Genomic DNA, 16,539 nt, shown 5'->3' with positions numbered 1-16,539 from the left:
ATTTTCTGTGATATTTTCGTTAAAACCATAAAATCTCTTTACATAATTATATTATACAAACATCTGTAAACGATGTCAATTAACGATTATAAACAATATTTAATTAAAAAAATTGTACAATACTCACAAAAAAACTCCGAAACCGTATCTAAAATCCGTTTCGGAGCCGCTTTAAATTTCAGAAATCAGCAATACATTATTTAATCATTTATAAGCCTGTCATTAACCCTTGTAATCCTTTACCGCCTGATTTATTTTATCAAGCTCGGTATTTACCGTAGCCGAATAAGCTTCTCTCAGCTCAGACCATGTATACTGATGACCGTTTTCATCCTGCTTGTTTGTAAATTCATACAGCTTTCTGGTTATGCAGTTGCCGTCCTCGCTGGCGTTATCCTGAGACATTACCGGCGAAATACCGTAGCCGTAATCGAACACCTGCTTGTATTCGCTTGACGAAGCCTCCTGAAGCACGTTATACATTTCCTCTGTCCAGTTGGGATTTGCATTGAGGAATTTTTCCTTTCCGTTTGCCTGATATTCGTCGCTGGTCTGCGCGATACGGCAGCATTCGTACCAGGTCTTTACAGCCTCGTCGGCAGTTGAGCCCTTGACCCACATATACGCAAGCATATCGGAAGTCATATATTTTTCGTCGGTATTAGGATCGCTGGGAACGGGAACTACTCTCCAGTCGTCGCCGTCCTGAGGACCGTTTCTGCCCGTCATAGCCCACGGACCCATGCAGTAGAACAGAATATCGCCGTCCTTGAGGACCTGCTTTGCCGTTCCGCCCCATTCCGTATATACAAGATTATTTTTTCCCAGATCGTAAAGCAGATTTTCAGCGCGCTCAATATCGGGATCGTTAAGATTGCTCTCAAAGGTTTCTCCGTCATAGGTAACCATTGTTTTTCCGGTTTGCTGTATAACCTGAGTCTGGAACCAGCCGTTTATTCCGTAACGCTGAACTCCCGCCGGAGCGTTCTCGACGAACGTCGTCATAAGATCGTACCAGGAATCCCAGTTCCACTCTCCGTTTACATAAAGCTCGTAAGGATCGTCAAGCGCCTCGCTTTCAATGAGAGCGTGGTCGTACATAAACAAGGTTCCGACCGAGAAGCTTATCGGAGCGACATAATGCTTGCCGTTAAGCACAAACTGATCTGCCGTTTCGGCAACGTCAGCCCAGAGCGGATCGCTGAAATCAACAATGGAATCCACAGGCTGATACATATCTTTAAGAACCTGCGAAGGAAACGCCAGCCATTCATATTTGAAAATATCCGGCACGTCCTTCTGGGACATGATCGCGCTTGCCAGCTTATCAAATTTTTCACCGTCGCTTACCTGTGAAAATTTGACCGTTCCGCCCTTATTGTTAAATAAAGTCATTTCTACGCTCTTATCAGCTCCCTCGGCAGGATTAAGATCGTATGTACCCATCCACAGGATCTCCTTCTGCGCGTCGTCGGGAATAGCTTCAATAAGATCAGTATCGTTTACCTCAACCTTGGGCACCGTCGTAACAGCCGAGCTTGAATCGCCTGATCCGCATCCGGCGGCAGCCGCGGCAGACATAAGGGCGGCAATAACCGCCAGCGTTCTTTTTATACCTGTCAAAAAAAATCACTTTCCTCTCTTCAGTCAATAGCTAACCACAATTAATATACAAATAATTATATTCATTTTTGTAAACGTTGTCAATGCACATTTTATACAGAAGCTTTTATTGAAATTTGTATATTATACTGGTTAAACGTTTAAGCGTTCAGAAGTTTTTGAATTTATAGGTTCAACGCTGAATATATTTAATCAGCTAATTATTCCGCGCGCAAAAAAATTATGCGGATTTTATTGATTTTCCGCATAGACTGTGCTATAATTAAAGTTAGCAAAGGTTAACTTCTGATTTTTTCAGAAAAGCTTGCCATCTGAAAGGAAATGTTTTAATGAAGGAATATACACTCAACGATCTTTCTGTCGGCGGACAGGCGGTCGTGACGAATATAAAGTGTCAGGGAGCTATGAAGCGCAGGCTGATAGATATGGGAATAACACCCGGCGTAAAAGTCAGGCTTCATAAAATCGCTCCCCTCGGAGATCCTCTGGAAATAAAGCTCAGAGGCTATATGCTTTCCATAAGACGTTCAGAAGCCAAGAATATAACAGTAAGTAAGGAGCCTGAAGCATGATATCTGTAGCTCTGGCAGGAAATCCGAACTGCGGAAAAACAACGCTGTTCAACGCTCTCACCGGTTCAAACCAATACGTCGGGAACTGGGCGGGGGTAACCGTTGAAAAAAAGACGGGACAGACCAAGGACGGAAGATTTGAGATCGTCGATCTTCCCGGGATCTACTCTCTTTCTCCCTATTCAATGGAGGAGATAGTAAGCCGCGACTTTATTATAAAAGAAAAGCCGCAGGCTATAATCAACATAATCGACGGCACGAATATCGAAAGAAACCTTTACCTTACCGTTCAGCTGGTAGAGCTCGGAATACCGATGGTTCTTGTCATCAACATGATGGACGACGTAGCGGCGCAGGGCGGTTCTATAGATACCTGCTACCTGTCAAAGCTTATGGGAATGCCTATCGTTCCCGTATCCGCCAGAAGAGGCGAAAACATTGACGAGGTAACGCGGCAGATATCCTACGTTATAGACAACGGCATTATTCCTCCGGAAATAAACTTTGACAACAAAACCCAGAACGCGCTCAACGCTGTTTTTGCCGAGATATACGACGAGTCAAAAGCGCTTCCCTATTCCTTTTACGCCTCAAAGGTACTGGAGGGGGACGAACGGGCTGTAAAGGAGCTTGAGCTGAGCGAACAAAAGGCGGCGAAGCTTGAAAAAATCGCCGAAAGCTATGAAAGCTCAGGGAAATACGGGGATCGTGAAACAATGCTCGCCGACGCCCGCTACCGCTTCATTGAGGACGTTACACGCAAATGCGTGGTCAAGGGGAAAAGCGACGACAAGCTTACCGTGTCGGACAAGATAGATCTTATAGTTACAAACCGTTTTCTGGCTCTGCCTATATTCATTCTGATAATGGGCTGCATTTTTGCTCTTACGTTCGGATCGATAGGCACATTTTTATCGGATATGATAGAAAAGCTGTTCAGCGAGGTCCTGTCCCCCGCCGTACTGAATTTCATGGAGAACGCTCAGGCTCCCCAATGGACGGTATCGCTGATTACCGACGGCATTATAGGAGGAGTCGGAGGAATACTTACCTTTCTGCCTCAGATATGTATACTTTTCCTGTGTCTGTCGGCGCTTGAGGACAGCGGATATATGGCAAGAGCCGCGTTTATAACCGACAGATTTCTGCGGAAGCTGGGGCTTTCGGGCAAAAGCTTCATACCAATGCTTATGGGCTTCGGCTGCACGACCCCCGCGGTCATGGCTACCAGAACCCAGGAAAACGTCAATGAAAGACGCGCGACGATACTGCTTATTCCGTTTATGTCCTGCGGCGCGAAGCTTCCTGTTTACGCGCTGTTTGCCGGAGTTTTTTTCTCCGCTCATCAGGGGCTTGTCGTTTTTTCAATGTACATAATAGGCTTTGCTCTTGCGATAATCACAGGTCTTATCCTGAAAAAGACGGTTTTCAAATCGAACAAGGCGCCTTTTATTATGGAGCTTCCGACGTACCGACTTCCTATGCTGTCCTCTGTGCTTAAGAACACATGGGACAAGTGCAAAGGCTTTCTTATAAAAGCAGGTACCATTATATTCGCGATGTCGGTGGTTATCTGGCTGTTACAGTCGTTTACACCGTCGTTTGAGTATACTCAGGACAGCTCAGCAAGCATTTTCGGCAGGATAGGCTCCTTCATCGCTCCGGTATTTGCTCCGCTGGGCTTCGGGAACTGGCAGTCGGGAGTGTCGCTGCTTTCCGGCCTGGTCGCCAAGGAGGCGGTGGTAAGCACCATGCTGGTGCTTTACTCCGCGCCGAACGAGGCGGCGTTATCAGGGGCGATATCCTCGGTATTCACTCCCCTTTCGGCTTTCAGCTTTATGGTATTCTGCCTTCTCTATATGCCCTGTATTTCCGCTTTCGTTACGATAAAAAAAGAAACCGGAAGCTTAAAGTGGGCGCTGGCGAGCGCGGTTCTTCAATGCGCAGTCGCTTATATCGCGGCGCTGGCGGTCTACCAGATAGGTTCTGTCTTTATAGGATGAGGTCAAATGAAATATATTATCATAGCTTTCTGCATTTTTCTCATAGCGCTGGCTGCTGTCATACTTATACAATTTATTTTCAGCAGTCTGAAGGGCAAATGCTGCGGCGACTGCTGCCGGTGCTCCTGCCGCCGGTGCGGACAGGATAAAAGCGAAACAAAGCGGGAAAACGCAAAACAGCATACGTAGCATATTCCGGGTTTCCATTCACAATAAATTTACAAATGCCGCGATATACATATTGACATAACGGGTCGATTGATGTATAATAATACTGTTATAATTTGATACCTTATCAAGAGTGGCGGAGGAACAGGTCCTGTGAAGCCCGGCAACCTAGTATAAAGCTAAGGTGCTAATTCCTGCGGTGTATTCCGAGAGATGAGGAATTTTGAAGAAAATTCAGGCGCTTCGGAATGAAGCGTCTTTTTTATGCACTCATTTACTTGAAAGGTTTCTTTTGAATATCAGTATGAAATGAAAGAGGTAATGAAAATGTCAAGACGTTTATTCACATCAGAGTCGGTTACTGAAGGACATCCGGATAAAATATGCGATCAGATCTCAGACGCGGTTCTGGACGCAATGCTCGCTCAGGACCCCATGTCGAGGGTCGCCTGCGAAACGGTTACTACCACAGGCTTCGTTATGTGCATGGGAGAGATCACCACTAAGGCGGCTGTAGACATTCCTCAGATAGTAAGGGACACTATCGTGGAGATAGGCTACGACCGGGCAAAATACGGTTTCGACGGCTACACCTGCTCTGTGCTCACTTCTATAGACAAGCAGTCGCCCGACATCGCTATGGGAGTTGACAACGCTCTTGAGGGACGGGAGGAAAACGCTTTCGACATCGGCGCGGGAGATCAGGGAATCATGTTCGGTTATGCCTGCGACGAAACTCCCGAGCTTATGCCTATGCCTATCTCTCTTGCGCATAAGCTGGCGCTCAAGCTTACGGAGGTAAGAAAAAACGGAACGCTCAGCTATCTCAGACCCGACGGAAAAACTCAGGTAACCGTTGAATACGACGGCTCAAAGCCCGTAAGAGTAGACGCCGTTGTCGTATCCTCACAGCACGACGAAGCCGTATCTCTGGAGCAGATAAGAAAGGACATTATCGAATATGTAATCAAGGCGGTTATACCTTCCGAGCTTCTCGATGAAAATACTACTTACTATGTAAATCCGACGGGACGCTTTGTTGTCGGCGGACCTCAGGGCGACAGCGGACTTACGGGAAGAAAAATTATAGTGGACACCTACGGAGGATACGCGCGTCACGGCGGCGGGGCGTTCTCCGGCAAGGATCCGACAAAGGTCGACCGTTCGGCGACCTACGCCGCGAGATACGCCGCAAAGAATATAGTCGCGGCAGGTCTTGCCAGTAAGTGCGAAGTAGAGCTTGCCTATGCCATTGGAGTTGCCCGTCCCGTATCAGTTATGGTTGACACCTACGGAACAGGAAAATACTCCGACGAACAGCTTGCCGAGGCTGTAACAAAGGTATTCGATCTCCGTCCGTCGGCAATAATCAGAGATCTTGAGCTGAGAAAGCCGCAGTACAAAAAGCTCGCCGCATACGGTCATATCGGACGCGAGGATCTCGGCGCCGCATGGGAAAGAACGGACAGAGTTCAGGCCCTGCTTGACGCGTTGAAGTAAACGGACGGAATTTTTTCACGAAAAAAATAACGGGCGAACGCCGCTGTTTTTCCATAGACAGCGAGTTCGCCCGATTTTATTTTTCCGTATTTATTTGTTCTTGTTATATATAATGCAAAGACCTTTAAGCAGCAGCTCGTCGTCGATTATGATTTTCCGCTTGCAGAACGGAATAATCGTTTTCGCGATCCCTCCGGTGGAAATAACCGTGCAGGTTTCGCCTAGCTCTTCCTCTATGCGCTCAATAACTCCGTCTATGCTTGAAGCGGTGCTGTTGATTATACCGCTTCTCATACAGTCTACAGTATTTGTTCCTATCACCTTATTAGGCGGAACAAGACTGATATTGGGAAGCTGCGAGGTTCTAACCGTCAGAGAATCGAGAGAAGTCATAAGACCCGGGATTATAAGCCCCCCCAGAAAATTCTTTTGGCTGTCGATAACGGAAATCGTGGTCGCGGTCCCCATATCTATCATAATGCACGGGACCGGATACAGATTTATCGCCGCAACAGCGTCGGCTACCCTGTCGCTGCCGAGCTGAGCGGGATTATCCAGCATTATTTTAAGCCCTGTCTTGATCCCCGGACCTACGATCATCACCTTTTTACAGGTAAGACGCTCCATCGCGGCTCTGACCGTAAGCGTTACCGACGGAACAACGGAGGATATTATCCCTCCCTGAAAATCCATATGGCTTATTCCGTTGAGCTCCAGAATATTTTTGAGCATTATGGTATATTCAAGAGCCGTTGCCCCTCGGTTTGTAGACAGGCGTTCAATGAAAAGTATCTTATCGTTTTCAAAGCAGCCCATTACTATGTTGGAATTTCCTATATCAACTGCAAGAACCATCTCAACGTCCTCCGGAAAACATTTTTCGTCTTATGAATCGCTGGACCTGACGCCCGACGGGATCAGCCGCGCCTTATACAGCGCCGTTCCTACCGCGCCGGTAATCAGCGTCGAGGAAGCTATTTCACACACAGCGTTGATCCCGACAAAAGTGCAGATAAACACTATTATATTTTGTCCTCCCACAAGCTCACGAACATATTCAGTATTTCCGTAAAGCAGCACCAGAGCGGTCATAAAAAACGCCGTATTCAGAAACGCAGAGCAAAAGCCGGTAACGGCGCAGGAAACGTAAGTATTTGTAGCCTTCCGCACGCCTTTGAAAATGAAGCCCAGCAGAAAACCGTCCAGAACTCTCGGAACAAATCTCTGTATAAACGCAAAGACGGGATTTATATCGAAGAGAATAGCTCCCATCGCGCTGGTTCCGCCGATTCCGATGCATTGAAGAAAGCTGGTAAGACCGAACACAGCTCCCGCAACCGCGCCTCCTACAGGTCCCAGCACGATCGCCGCCAGCGCAACCGGAATAACGTTAAAGGTTATAGCAAGGGGCCCGATATTAAGATAGCCCAGCGGCGTATAAGCCATAAGCAATAAAACCGCGGAAAGCAGACCCAGCATAACCAGCTGTTTTGTTTTAAATGTTGTTTTCATAGTAACGAATACCTCCAAGTTATTATTCCCCGTAAAGAGGATACAATACACGGCAGACAAAAAAGACCTATTTAATAAGCGCGTCAGATTTCCTATGAAAGGAATATCTGCGGACAGGGCAAGCTGAAGCCGCTTATTCTTAAGCCTTAGACCGCCGCTTACATTATAGCATACTTTTTTCAGAAAATCTATATCTTTTTTCGTTTTTTTGTGATATAATATTAAAAATACTTTATCAACAAACTGGAGATGAGCATATGCTTAAAGGAAAAACCGTTGTTTTGGGCGTGACAGGCAGCATTGCCGCATATAAAACCGCCAATCTCGCAAGAATGCTTACAAAGCTTCACTGCGACGTTCAGGTGCTTATGACCCGAAACGCGGAGCAGTTTATCAATCCCGTAACCTTTGAAACCATAACCCAGAACAAGTGCCTTATAGATACCTTTGACCGTAATTTTCAGTACAGCGTGGAGCACGTCGCTCTCGCCAAAAAGGCGGACGTCGTTATGATAGCGCCCGCTTCCGCAAACGTAATCGGGAAGATCGCAGGCGGTATCGCCGACGATATGCTGACCACCACCGTTATGGCGTGTCCCTGCAAAAAAATAATCGCTCCGGCTATGAATCACAATATGCTTCATAACCCTATCGTGCAGCACAATATTGACAAGCTTAAAAGCTTCGGCTATGAAATAATCGAGCCTGTAAAGGGAATGCTCGCCAACCGAGATATAGGCGACGGAAAGCTGCCGGACGAGCAGACTCTTCTTGAATACGTCCTAAAAGAAATCGCCTGTGAAAAAGACCTTGCCGGCAAAAAAATTCTTGTAACCGCCGGAGCTACCAGAGAAAAGCTCGACCCGGTCAGGTTCATCACGAATCATTCCAGCGGAAAAATGGGCTGCGCTTTGGCAAAGGCAGCCATGCTCCGAGGAGCCGAGGTAACGCTGGTTTGCGCCCATATGGAAATCGAGCCGCCTATGTTTGTCAGAACCGTACGGACGGAGTCCGCCGAGGATATGTTCAACGCGGTAAGCTCTCTGGCTGACGGGCAGGATATTATAATAAAAGCTGCCGCGGTATCCGACTACACGCCTGCGGCTGCGGCTGACAGCAAGATAAAGAAATCCGGCAGCGGCATGACGCTTGAGCTTAAACGAACAAAAGATATTCTTAAATATTTGGGAGAGCATAAACGCCCCGGTCAGATTCTGTGCGGATTTTCCATGGAAACGGAAAACGTTATTGAAAATTCCGTCGGAAAGCTTGAAGCCAAACGCTGCGATATGATCTGCGCAAATTCTCTGAGAAAAGAGGGCGCGGGCTTCGGAACGGATACGAATATTATAACCGTAATAACAAAAGACGGTCGCGAGGAGCTTGACATTATGTCAAAGGAAAATGCGGCGCATATTATTCTTGACAGGCTGAAAGCCATCTTGGACAAATAATATTTTAAAGAAAACGGAGGACTATATTATGGAAATCAAGGACGTTTGGTATTTTAACTGCAAACAAAGCAAAGACGAATTTTTACAGCCGGATTTTTTCAGCACAGGCTCGCATATAGGAATATACTGTGAATTTACAGAGCTGACCTTCCCGCTGAACGTTTGCGTCTGCGCCTACTGCGGAACAAGTCTGGTATTTGAGAAAAACGCTGAAATAACCAACGACGGCTTCTCTGACGGGATCTATGTAAAGGCCGTGGAAAAAAATGCCCTGATCAAAATATATGAAAACAAGGACTGTTATCCTGACTTTATTCACGTTTCCTGTACAAGCGGCTCTCAGCGCTGCGAGCTTGACAAAAAATGCGGTTACTCCGTAATATCGGGAAATGTATCGGATTTCGACGGAAGCCCTTTTCCGGCGGCGGTAATGCTGTACCGTTACGGCTTTGAGGACGGTCCGTATATTATAGGAGCATGGACCGATAAATGCGGAAGCTATTCGCTCAAGATACCCAACGGACTTTACAACGCTGTTTACTCCGACGACAACAGCTACGGCAGCGGCTCTCTAGAATGCTGGGGCTGGCATTTTATCGCCGACCGCGACGAAACCGTCGATCTAAAAATAGGCAGCGGTGAAGTTTATTCTCTTAACCTGTTTACAGACAACGGCGGAATAAACAATTTATTTCTTTCCTTCCGTCCCATGCTTTATTACAAAAAAGACGAGTATAACATAATTCTCGGAAAAAACACATTCAATGTAACCGATATAGCGCCCGAGCTTGAAACGGACGATATTTCGGTAACTGTAAACGGTAAAGGCAGCAAAGTCATATCGTTGCAGAAAATATATGAAACGGCGGACGACGGCTTCTCAATGCCTATGTATATAGTTCAGGTTCAGAAGCCTGCCGACTGCGACCTTACGGACAAGCAAACCGTAATTCTTGAATACGACACGAAGGACAGACTGGAAAAACGTGCCGCAAGCCGCGGATTTCTGCAATTTTACTATAAAGACGGCTTTGCTGCCGCAGTAAGATAGGTTGTAAAAAATATTACGAACGAGCATAAAATTAAAACTAAAATTGCCGACATTTTCCGCCTGATATTTACATAACGCTCCTAGCGCAGAGAGGGCTTGGCTATAATAAAGAAAGGATTTTATCTTTCCTGAGCTGTGCGTTTAAGGAATACAAAATGATCGGCTCCAAAATTCAAAGCGTATGAAAGGATTAAAAGGCTATGAAAAGAATCGAGCTATGCGAAAACGGAATACATTTCGCGCTTGAAATAAACGACGAAAACGAAGCCAAGCTGCTGCATTTCTCCGCCCTGCCCTTTGACGAAAGAAACATTACCTCCCGCACCGGAACGCTCGGCTTCCGTCTGGTGGAGATAAACGTTTCCGGGCTTGACAGGCCGTATGAGCGTCACGGCAACAAGTATATCGTGACCGCGCCGGGATACCGTATGAATTTCAGGGATTTTAAGGATACTGCAAACCAACTGGGCAGAAAGCTTGAAATCACCACATACGATGAAGAAACGGGACTTGAGGCGGTTTCTCATTTTCAGTTTTACAACGGCGTATCCGTTGCAAGGTCGTGGACGACCGTAGCTAATAACGGAACTGAGGAGCTTACGCTTGAATATGTATCCTCCTTCAATATCAACGGAATTGAAAAGGAAGGCCTGCTTATGCAGGATAAGAAAATGGAACTTTCCGTATGCCACAACTCATGGCAGAGAGAGCTGCAATGGACGAAATATACTCTTCCTCAGCTAGGCGTGGAGCAGTGCCAGCCCAAGGAATATCAGCATTCCTCGAAGGTTATCGGCTTTACCAACGTCGGCAACTGGTCGGCTAAGGAATACATACCTATGGGCTTTCTTGAAAATACCGAAACAGGCTCGGCGATCTTCTGGCAGATCGAGCACAACGGCTCATGGCACTGGGAAATTTCCGATCAAGAGGGGCATTTGTATCTTCAGCTTTCAGGACCCTCGGAAATCGAATCCCACTGGTGCAGAGTCCTAAAGCCGGGGGACAGCTTTGAATCCGTACCGTGCGCCGTGGGCGTTTGCAGGAGCGGCGCCGAGAACGGCGGCTGCTGCTTTGACGCGGCAATGGGAGAGCTTACGAAATACCGCCGTAAAATACGCCGCCGCAATGCCGACAACGAAAGACTTGCGGTTATTTTCAACGACTATATGAACTGTCTGTGGGGCGACCCGACTGCCGAAAAGGAGCTGCCGCTTATAGACGCCGCCGCCGAGGCAGGCTGCGAATACTTCTGCATTGACGCGGGCTGGTATGCCGACGGCTTCTGGTGGGACTGGGTAGGCGAATGGCAGGAAAGCCGCCGCCGTTTCCCCAACGGTCTGAAGGAAGTGACCGATTATATACGTTCCAAGGGAATGATCCCCGGAGTATGGCTGGAGCTTGAGGTTATGGGAATAAAATGTCCTATGGCTGAAACGGTATGCGACGATTCCTGGTTCTTTACACGCCACGGTAAGAGAGTTTTCGACCGTTCTCGATACCAGCTTGATTTCAGAAATCCTAAGGTAATCGCTCATGCGAACGAAGTTATCGGCAGACTTGTTTCGGAATACGGCGTTGGATATATAAAAATGGATTACAATATCGAGCCGGGTATCGGAACGGAGCAGAACTGCGACAGCGTAGGCGACGGGCTTTTGCAGCACGAGCGGGCATATCTGTCCTGGCTTGACGGTATTTTCAAAAAATATCCGAAGCTTATAATCGAAAACTGCTCCTCCGGCGGACTGAGAATGGATTACGCTATGCTGTCGCGTTACTCCATACAGTCTACCTCAGACCAGGACGACTACAGAAAATACTGCACCATAGCGGCAAATTCGCCTTCCGCCCTCTGTCCCGAGCAATCGGCGATCTGGAGCTATCCTATGACCTCCGGCGATAAGGAGGAGGTAGTATTCAATATGGTGAACGCCATGTTGCTTCGCATTCATCAGAGCGGTCATCTCGGTCAGATAGAAGCGGAAAGAAAGGCTCTGGTCAAAGAAGCGCTTTCTGTTTACAGAAAGATAAGAGCCGATATCAAAAAAGCCGTTCCTTTCTGGAGCCTTGGGCCCTCCGGCTTTTCCGACGAATGGGTATCGCTGGGGCTGCGCACCGAAAGCTCCGCGTATCTTGCCGTTTGGAGAAGAGAAAGCAAGGACGATACCTGTGTGCTTCCCGTCAGATTCCTGAACGGCAGGGACGCTGAAATAAGCTGTATCTATCCGTCCTTCAACGAGGAAAAATTCGCTTACAGCAAAGAAACGTCAGCCGTTTCCGTCCAGCTGAGAAAGCCTTATACCGCGCGCCTTTTCAGATTAGACTTTTAAGCTTGTCGCGCAAATAAAAAAACGAACGGTCAGATAAAGTATGCAAAGAGAGATATATAACCCGTCGCCGGTTTGGGTATAAACGCTTTCCGTACTGAGCAATTTGATGCTGTCGGCAATCACAGCGCGCTCCGAGCTTTTTAGAGCCGACGATTCGTCTCCCCAGGGAGTAATTACCGCGGATATACCACAGTTTCCGGAGCGCAACGTGTAGCGCTGATTTTCAACCGATCTCAGGATACTGTGGCGGTAATGCGCATATCTGGCAAAGCTTTTGCCGAACCATGAATCGTTTGTGGGGATAACAAAAAATTCCCCTCCCTGCTCCGCCTGCTCTCTGAAAACAGACGGATAAATGCTCTCTATGCAGATACCGCAGCCTATCTCGTAATCTTCGGTTTCTATGGGCTGAGTGTATTCATCGTCGTCGCAGCAGGAAACGGTAGACAGCCCCAGTATTCCGGCAAAGGGTATGCTCTCCCCGAAGGGAACAAGTATCTGCTTATAATAGGGTCTTTCCCCCGCGCCGTCCGGAGTTATGACATAAAGCGCGTTATAGGTCTTGCCGGAATCTTCACAGAACGCGCCGGAGCATATTATAACGTCCTTTTCCTCGGCAAGCTTCATAATGCCTGAAAACTCCTCCGCCTGCTCGTCGAAATTCGACGGGACCGCCGTTTCGGGAAGCAGTATGAAATCTGTGTTTTCGCTCCAGTTTTCAGAAATTACGGATAAATAGTGCTCTGCGGCCTCCGAGCCCTTCAGCTTGGATTTTTCCTTGCCCTCCACATTGTCCTGCGCTATCATTACATTCAGATTTTCTCCGCTTTCAGCCGTCAGATTTTTAAGGAAAAGTATGTGGTTTGCTCCGTAAAACACCGTTGCCGAAACTATTGACACCGCGCAGATTATATATGAAAGCCTTGCTCTTATGTTCTTCCGGCTTAAGGCATAAGCGATAAGTCCGTTTACGGTAAGAATAATAAGCGAAGTAAGCTTTCCGCCCATAAGGCTTGACGACTGTATCATTTCCCGCCACGAAACCGCGGAAAGTGAAACGGTGGACCAGGGAAAGGACAGTATAAAAACATTTTCGCAGAGCCATTCGCCGACCGTATATAATATGCAGAAGCTGTAAACGTCCCATATTCTGCCGCATCTTATCTTTTCAAGAAAGCTTACAGGAAGCGAGGTCAGCAGCGTAAGCCAGAGCGAAAGCGCCAGCAGCGCCAAGGCCGAAAGAACAATCGCGACAGCCGCCGGCAAAGGCATGAGCTTATAGATCGTGACAAGAAAAGAGCATGAGGTAAGCTGCATGAAAAAAATATATATGTGCCAGCTTTTAAGCCATGAGAATTTTCCGTTTATTATTTTTTTATCGTAAATTACGCTGTAAAACATAGGTATATAAGCTATCAGCGCCAGCTGGGGAATATTCGCGCAGGTCTGAATAATTCCGGCGGCTGTTCCGCAGATTATTAAAATAAGCTTCAACGCCAAAATTTTCACCTGCCTTAAATATTACGGTACAAATATGCTAATCGTGACAGAATTTATCTTTCCCAAAAAGCTTTTATTTATTAACGCGGCAATTATTCACTATGCCTTTATAAGCACAGCCTGCCTGCGGTCACCGCGGTTACATATCCAAGGAAAGGAGCCGATTTCAATGGAAATAAATGTGCCTGATTACGTTCTTGCCGCAATCGGGCTGCTGGAAGCCAACGGCTATGAGGCATACTGCGTCGGCGGCTGTGTGCGGGACAGCCTAATCGGCAGAAAGCCCTCCGACTGGGATATATGCACCGACGCGCTGCCGTTTCAGCTGCAGCAGGTGTTCAGCGGCTGCAAAACCGTAGATACGGGGCTCAAGCACGGAACGCTTACGGTTATCATAGACGGAAACGCCGTTGAGATCACTACCTACCGCAGCGACGGCAGCTATGCAGATCACCGCCGCCCGGACCGCGTAGAATTTATCAGAGAGCTCAAACGGGATCTTGAGCGCAGGGACTTTACCATAAACGCTATGTGCTACAATCCCAAAAGCGGTCTGACCGATATATTCGGCGGAGCAGACGATTTAAAAAGCAAGATCATCAGGTGCGTCGGCGACCCTGTCAGAAGGTTCAGCGAGGACTCCCTGAGGATACTGAGAGCGGTACGTTTTTCGTCCGTTCTGGGCTTCAGTATCGAAAACGACACAAAGCGCGCCGTTTTTTCAGAAAAGGAGCTTTTACGCTATATTTCGCCGGAACGGATATTTTCCGAGCTGAAAAAGCTTGTCTGCGGCAAAAACGCTTCGGAAGCGCTTTCGGAATACGGAGAGATCATCGCGGTCTTTATCCCGGAAATAATCCCCTGCTTCGGATTTCCTCAGAACAATCCTCATCACTGCTTTGACGTCTGGGAGCATATCTGCCGCAGCGTAGGCTTCTGCCGTCCCCAGACCGAGCTGAGGCTGACAATGCTGCTTCACGACGTAGCCAAGCCGAAAACAGCGACTACCGACGCGAACGGGATAAATCATTTTAAAACGCATCAGTTCGCGGGAGCAGAAATTTCCTCGGAAATACTGCGCCGCCTGCGCTGCGGCAACGCGGCTGTCAAGCACATTCACGACCTTATCTATGAGCACGACAACCGTATTCCCGCCGAGAGAAAGGCTGTTAGGCGTTTTATATCCAAATACGGCTTTGATTTCTTTATGGATTATCTTGAGGTTCGGCGTGCGGACACCTATGCCCAGTCGGACTATAAAAGAAAAGAAAAGCTGAAAAACCTCGACCTGCTTGCAGTTATCGCTCTTGAGCTTGAAGAGGAAAACGCCTGCATGAAAATTTCCGATCTGAACGTAAACGGAAACGATCTGATCGCGCTTGGACTCAGAGGACAACAGATAGGCGCCGCCCTCAGGCAGATTCTTGAGGCGGTTATTTCCGAGGAAATATCTAACGACAAAAACCAGATAGCTGAATATGTAAGGAAAGTAATCTTATGATCGGGAGAAAACAGATACTCTTTATAATTTTCACATTGATATGGTGCGCTGTAATTTTTATGTTTTCATCACAGAATTCCGGCGCGTCAAGCGAAACCAGCGGCTCTCTCATAGAAGGCGTATACGGCTTTATAGTACCTGAATTTGACGGCTTTTCGGGCAGTCAGCGGGAAGCTGTCGTAGAGGGGCTGCAATTTGCGGTGCGTAAATCCGCTCACTTTACCGCGTATTTTATTCTGGGAATACTGGCATATAACTCGGTAAAGCCCAGGCGAAGGCTGGTAAGGTTTATTATTCCCACAGCTTTTGCGTTTATATACGCCTGCTCGGACGAGCTTCACCAGTATTTTGTTCCGGGAAGAAGCTGCGAACTGCGGGATATACTTATTGACACCCTAGGAGCGGCGGCAGGAACGGCGTCGGCGCTTGCCGTTTCGGCGGTTATCGCTAAAAAGCGCGTAAAATCAGAAAAAGACCTCAATTCCGAATAAGGTTCCGAATCGAGGTCTTTTTTTATTCTTCACTATATGAATCTGATTTTCCTATTCCGGACTTTTATCACTGTCCTTCCTGTTTTTGATTTTCTCCAGAATAAGCTTCAGCAGCTTATTTACGCAAAAGCCGATCAGCATTCCGAATAAGCTTCCGATTATAACGTCCGACGGAAAATGAACATAAAAATACAGTCTTGAAAAAGCTATAAGAGCCGCCAGAACATATGCGGGTATTCCCAGCCTTTTATTGTGCATAAATATAGCCGTGGCGGCGGCAAACGACGAAGCCGAATGTCCCGACGGGAACGAATAGCCGCTAGGCTGACGTATTATCGTATCTATCGCGCTGTTCTGGATAAAGGGTCTTTCCCTTGCTATTATCCCCTTTACTATCCCGTCGTTAAGTATGACCTCGACGATAAGCGTAACTGCTGTGAAAATTCCGATTTTACGGGTTTTCGGAATACATATCAGCACTATGCACACCGCGATCCATATATAACCGTTATCTCCGGAAACCGTGATCGCCTGCATAATGAAGTCAAGCGCCTTGCTATGCAGCTTCTGAATAAGGTCAAGCACTGCAAAATCCGCATTTGTTACAGCCTCCAGCATAATTCATCCCTCCGTTTATATCAAGGCTTACAAATCCTGTATCATCTGAAATCCGGCGCAGTATTACGGCCGGCTGATATAGTATACCACAAAATTAACAAATTTGCAACATAGATATTGCCACCAGCTATATTTTTATGGTATACTAATTCTATGTCCGCAAATTATAATTATTGCTTCCGTCCGGCAGAAGTCCTATCCGGCGCAAGCAAA

14 protein-coding genes and 1 riboswitch are annotated in these 16,539 nt (G+C 47.2%); of the genes, 9 read left to right on the top strand and 5 right to left on the bottom strand.

Annotated elements, in window-relative coordinates; genetic code table 11:
* Nucleotides 1-222: 222 nt before the first annotated feature.
* Nucleotides 223-1,623, bottom strand: coding sequence for an extracellular solute-binding protein (locus tag EIH25_RS11870; RefSeq protein ID WP_124101244.1), 1,401 nt, complete (start codon nucleotides 1,621-1,623; stop codon nucleotides 223-225).
* 329 nt (nucleotides 1,624-1,952) lie between these two features.
* On the opposite strand from EIH25_RS11870, the gene EIH25_RS12545 reads away from it, so the two are divergent.
* The 4 genes from EIH25_RS12545 (at nucleotide 1,953) to metK (ending at nucleotide 5,866) form a co-directional block, all read left to right on the top strand.
* Entirely contained in the window at nucleotides 1,953-2,195 is a 243-nt protein-coding gene (locus tag EIH25_RS12545; RefSeq protein WP_206425713.1) for a FeoA family protein, read from the top strand.
* Nucleotides 2,192-4,198: a ferrous iron transport protein B gene (gene feoB, locus EIH25_RS11865; protein ID WP_206425712.1), complete on the top strand. Its 2,007-nt coding sequence runs from the start codon at nucleotides 2,192-2,194 to the stop codon at nucleotides 4,196-4,198. The genes EIH25_RS12545 and feoB overlap by 4 nt, the downstream gene beginning before the upstream one ends.
* 6 nt (nucleotides 4,199-4,204) lie before the next feature.
* Nucleotides 4,205-4,387, top strand: coding sequence for a hypothetical protein (locus EIH25_RS11860; RefSeq protein ID WP_124101243.1), 183 nt, complete (start codon nucleotides 4,205-4,207; stop codon nucleotides 4,385-4,387).
* A 100-nt stretch (nucleotides 4,388-4,487) separates the two neighbouring features.
* A riboswitch (SAM riboswitch) is annotated at nucleotides 4,488-4,586 on the top strand.
* Between the two features lie 107 nt (nucleotides 4,587-4,693).
* Nucleotides 4,694-5,866 (top strand): methionine adenosyltransferase, encoded by a 1,173-nt coding sequence (gene metK / locus EIH25_RS11855; RefSeq protein WP_124101242.1) that lies wholly within the window; start codon nucleotides 4,694-4,696, stop codon nucleotides 5,864-5,866.
* A 90-nt stretch (nucleotides 5,867-5,956) separates the two neighbouring features.
* On the opposite strand, the gene EIH25_RS11850 is transcribed toward metK, so the two are convergent.
* Together EIH25_RS11850 and EIH25_RS11845 are read right to left on the bottom strand one after the other, a co-directional pair.
* Complete coding sequence (locus EIH25_RS11850; protein ID WP_124101241.1) at nucleotides 5,957-6,721, bottom strand: type III pantothenate kinase; 765 nt, start codon at nucleotides 6,719-6,721, stop codon at nucleotides 5,957-5,959.
* Between the two features lie 30 nt (nucleotides 6,722-6,751).
* Nucleotides 6,752-7,378 carry an ECF transporter S component gene (locus tag EIH25_RS11845; protein WP_124101240.1) on the bottom strand — a complete coding sequence of 209 codons (627 nt, stop codon included), beginning with the start codon at nucleotides 7,376-7,378 and terminating at the stop codon, nucleotides 6,752-6,754.
* 257 nt (nucleotides 7,379-7,635) lie between these two features.
* Between EIH25_RS11845 and coaBC the strand changes: the two genes are divergently transcribed.
* The 3 genes from coaBC to EIH25_RS11830 all read left to right on the top strand — a co-directional run bounded on the left by coaBC (nucleotide 7,636) and on the right by EIH25_RS11830 (nucleotide 12,216).
* Nucleotides 7,636-8,832, top strand: coding sequence for a bifunctional phosphopantothenoylcysteine decarboxylase/phosphopantothenate--cysteine ligase CoaBC (gene coaBC, locus EIH25_RS11840; protein WP_124101239.1), 1,197 nt, complete (start codon nucleotides 7,636-7,638; stop codon nucleotides 8,830-8,832).
* Nucleotides 8,833-8,860: 28 nt separating this feature from the next.
* Nucleotides 8,861-9,883, top strand: coding sequence for a hypothetical protein (locus EIH25_RS11835; RefSeq protein ID WP_124101238.1), 1,023 nt, complete (start codon nucleotides 8,861-8,863; stop codon nucleotides 9,881-9,883).
* Nucleotides 9,884-10,083: 200 nt separating this feature from the next.
* On the top strand, nucleotides 10,084-12,216 hold the full coding sequence (locus EIH25_RS11830; RefSeq protein WP_124101237.1) for an alpha-galactosidase: 2,133 nt from the start codon (nucleotides 10,084-10,086) through the stop codon (nucleotides 12,214-12,216).
* Here EIH25_RS11830 and lnt read toward each other — a convergent pair.
* Nucleotides 12,205-13,716, bottom strand: coding sequence for an apolipoprotein N-acyltransferase (gene lnt, locus EIH25_RS11825; RefSeq protein ID WP_124101236.1), 1,512 nt, complete (start codon nucleotides 13,714-13,716; stop codon nucleotides 12,205-12,207). The two genes, EIH25_RS11830 and lnt, sit on opposite strands and share 12 nt — an antisense overlap.
* A 169-nt stretch (nucleotides 13,717-13,885) precedes the next feature.
* On the opposite strand from lnt, the gene EIH25_RS11820 reads away from it, so the two are divergent.
* Nucleotides 13,886-15,217: an HD domain-containing protein gene (locus EIH25_RS11820; protein WP_124101235.1), complete on the top strand. Its 1,332-nt coding sequence runs from the start codon at nucleotides 13,886-13,888 to the stop codon at nucleotides 15,215-15,217.
* Entirely contained in the window at nucleotides 15,214-15,708 is a 495-nt protein-coding gene (locus EIH25_RS11815) for a VanZ family protein (protein ID WP_124101234.1), read from the top strand. Before EIH25_RS11820 ends, EIH25_RS11815 begins: the two co-directional genes overlap by 4 nt.
* A 51-nt stretch (nucleotides 15,709-15,759) precedes the next feature.
* Here EIH25_RS11815 and EIH25_RS11810 read toward each other — a convergent pair whose 3' ends face one another.
* Nucleotides 15,760-16,326 (bottom strand): phosphatase PAP2 family protein, encoded by a 567-nt coding sequence (locus EIH25_RS11810; protein ID WP_124101233.1) that lies wholly within the window; start codon nucleotides 16,324-16,326, stop codon nucleotides 15,760-15,762.
* Nucleotides 16,327-16,539: the final 213 nt, after the last annotated feature.

This window comes from Ruminococcus sp. Marseille-P6503, assembly GCF_900604945.1.
Classification (GTDB): domain Bacteria; phylum Bacillota; class Clostridia; order Oscillospirales; family Ruminococcaceae; genus FB2012.
The sequence above is the reverse complement of the archived record's forward strand: the minus strand, read 5'-3'. Positions and strand labels throughout refer to the sequence as shown.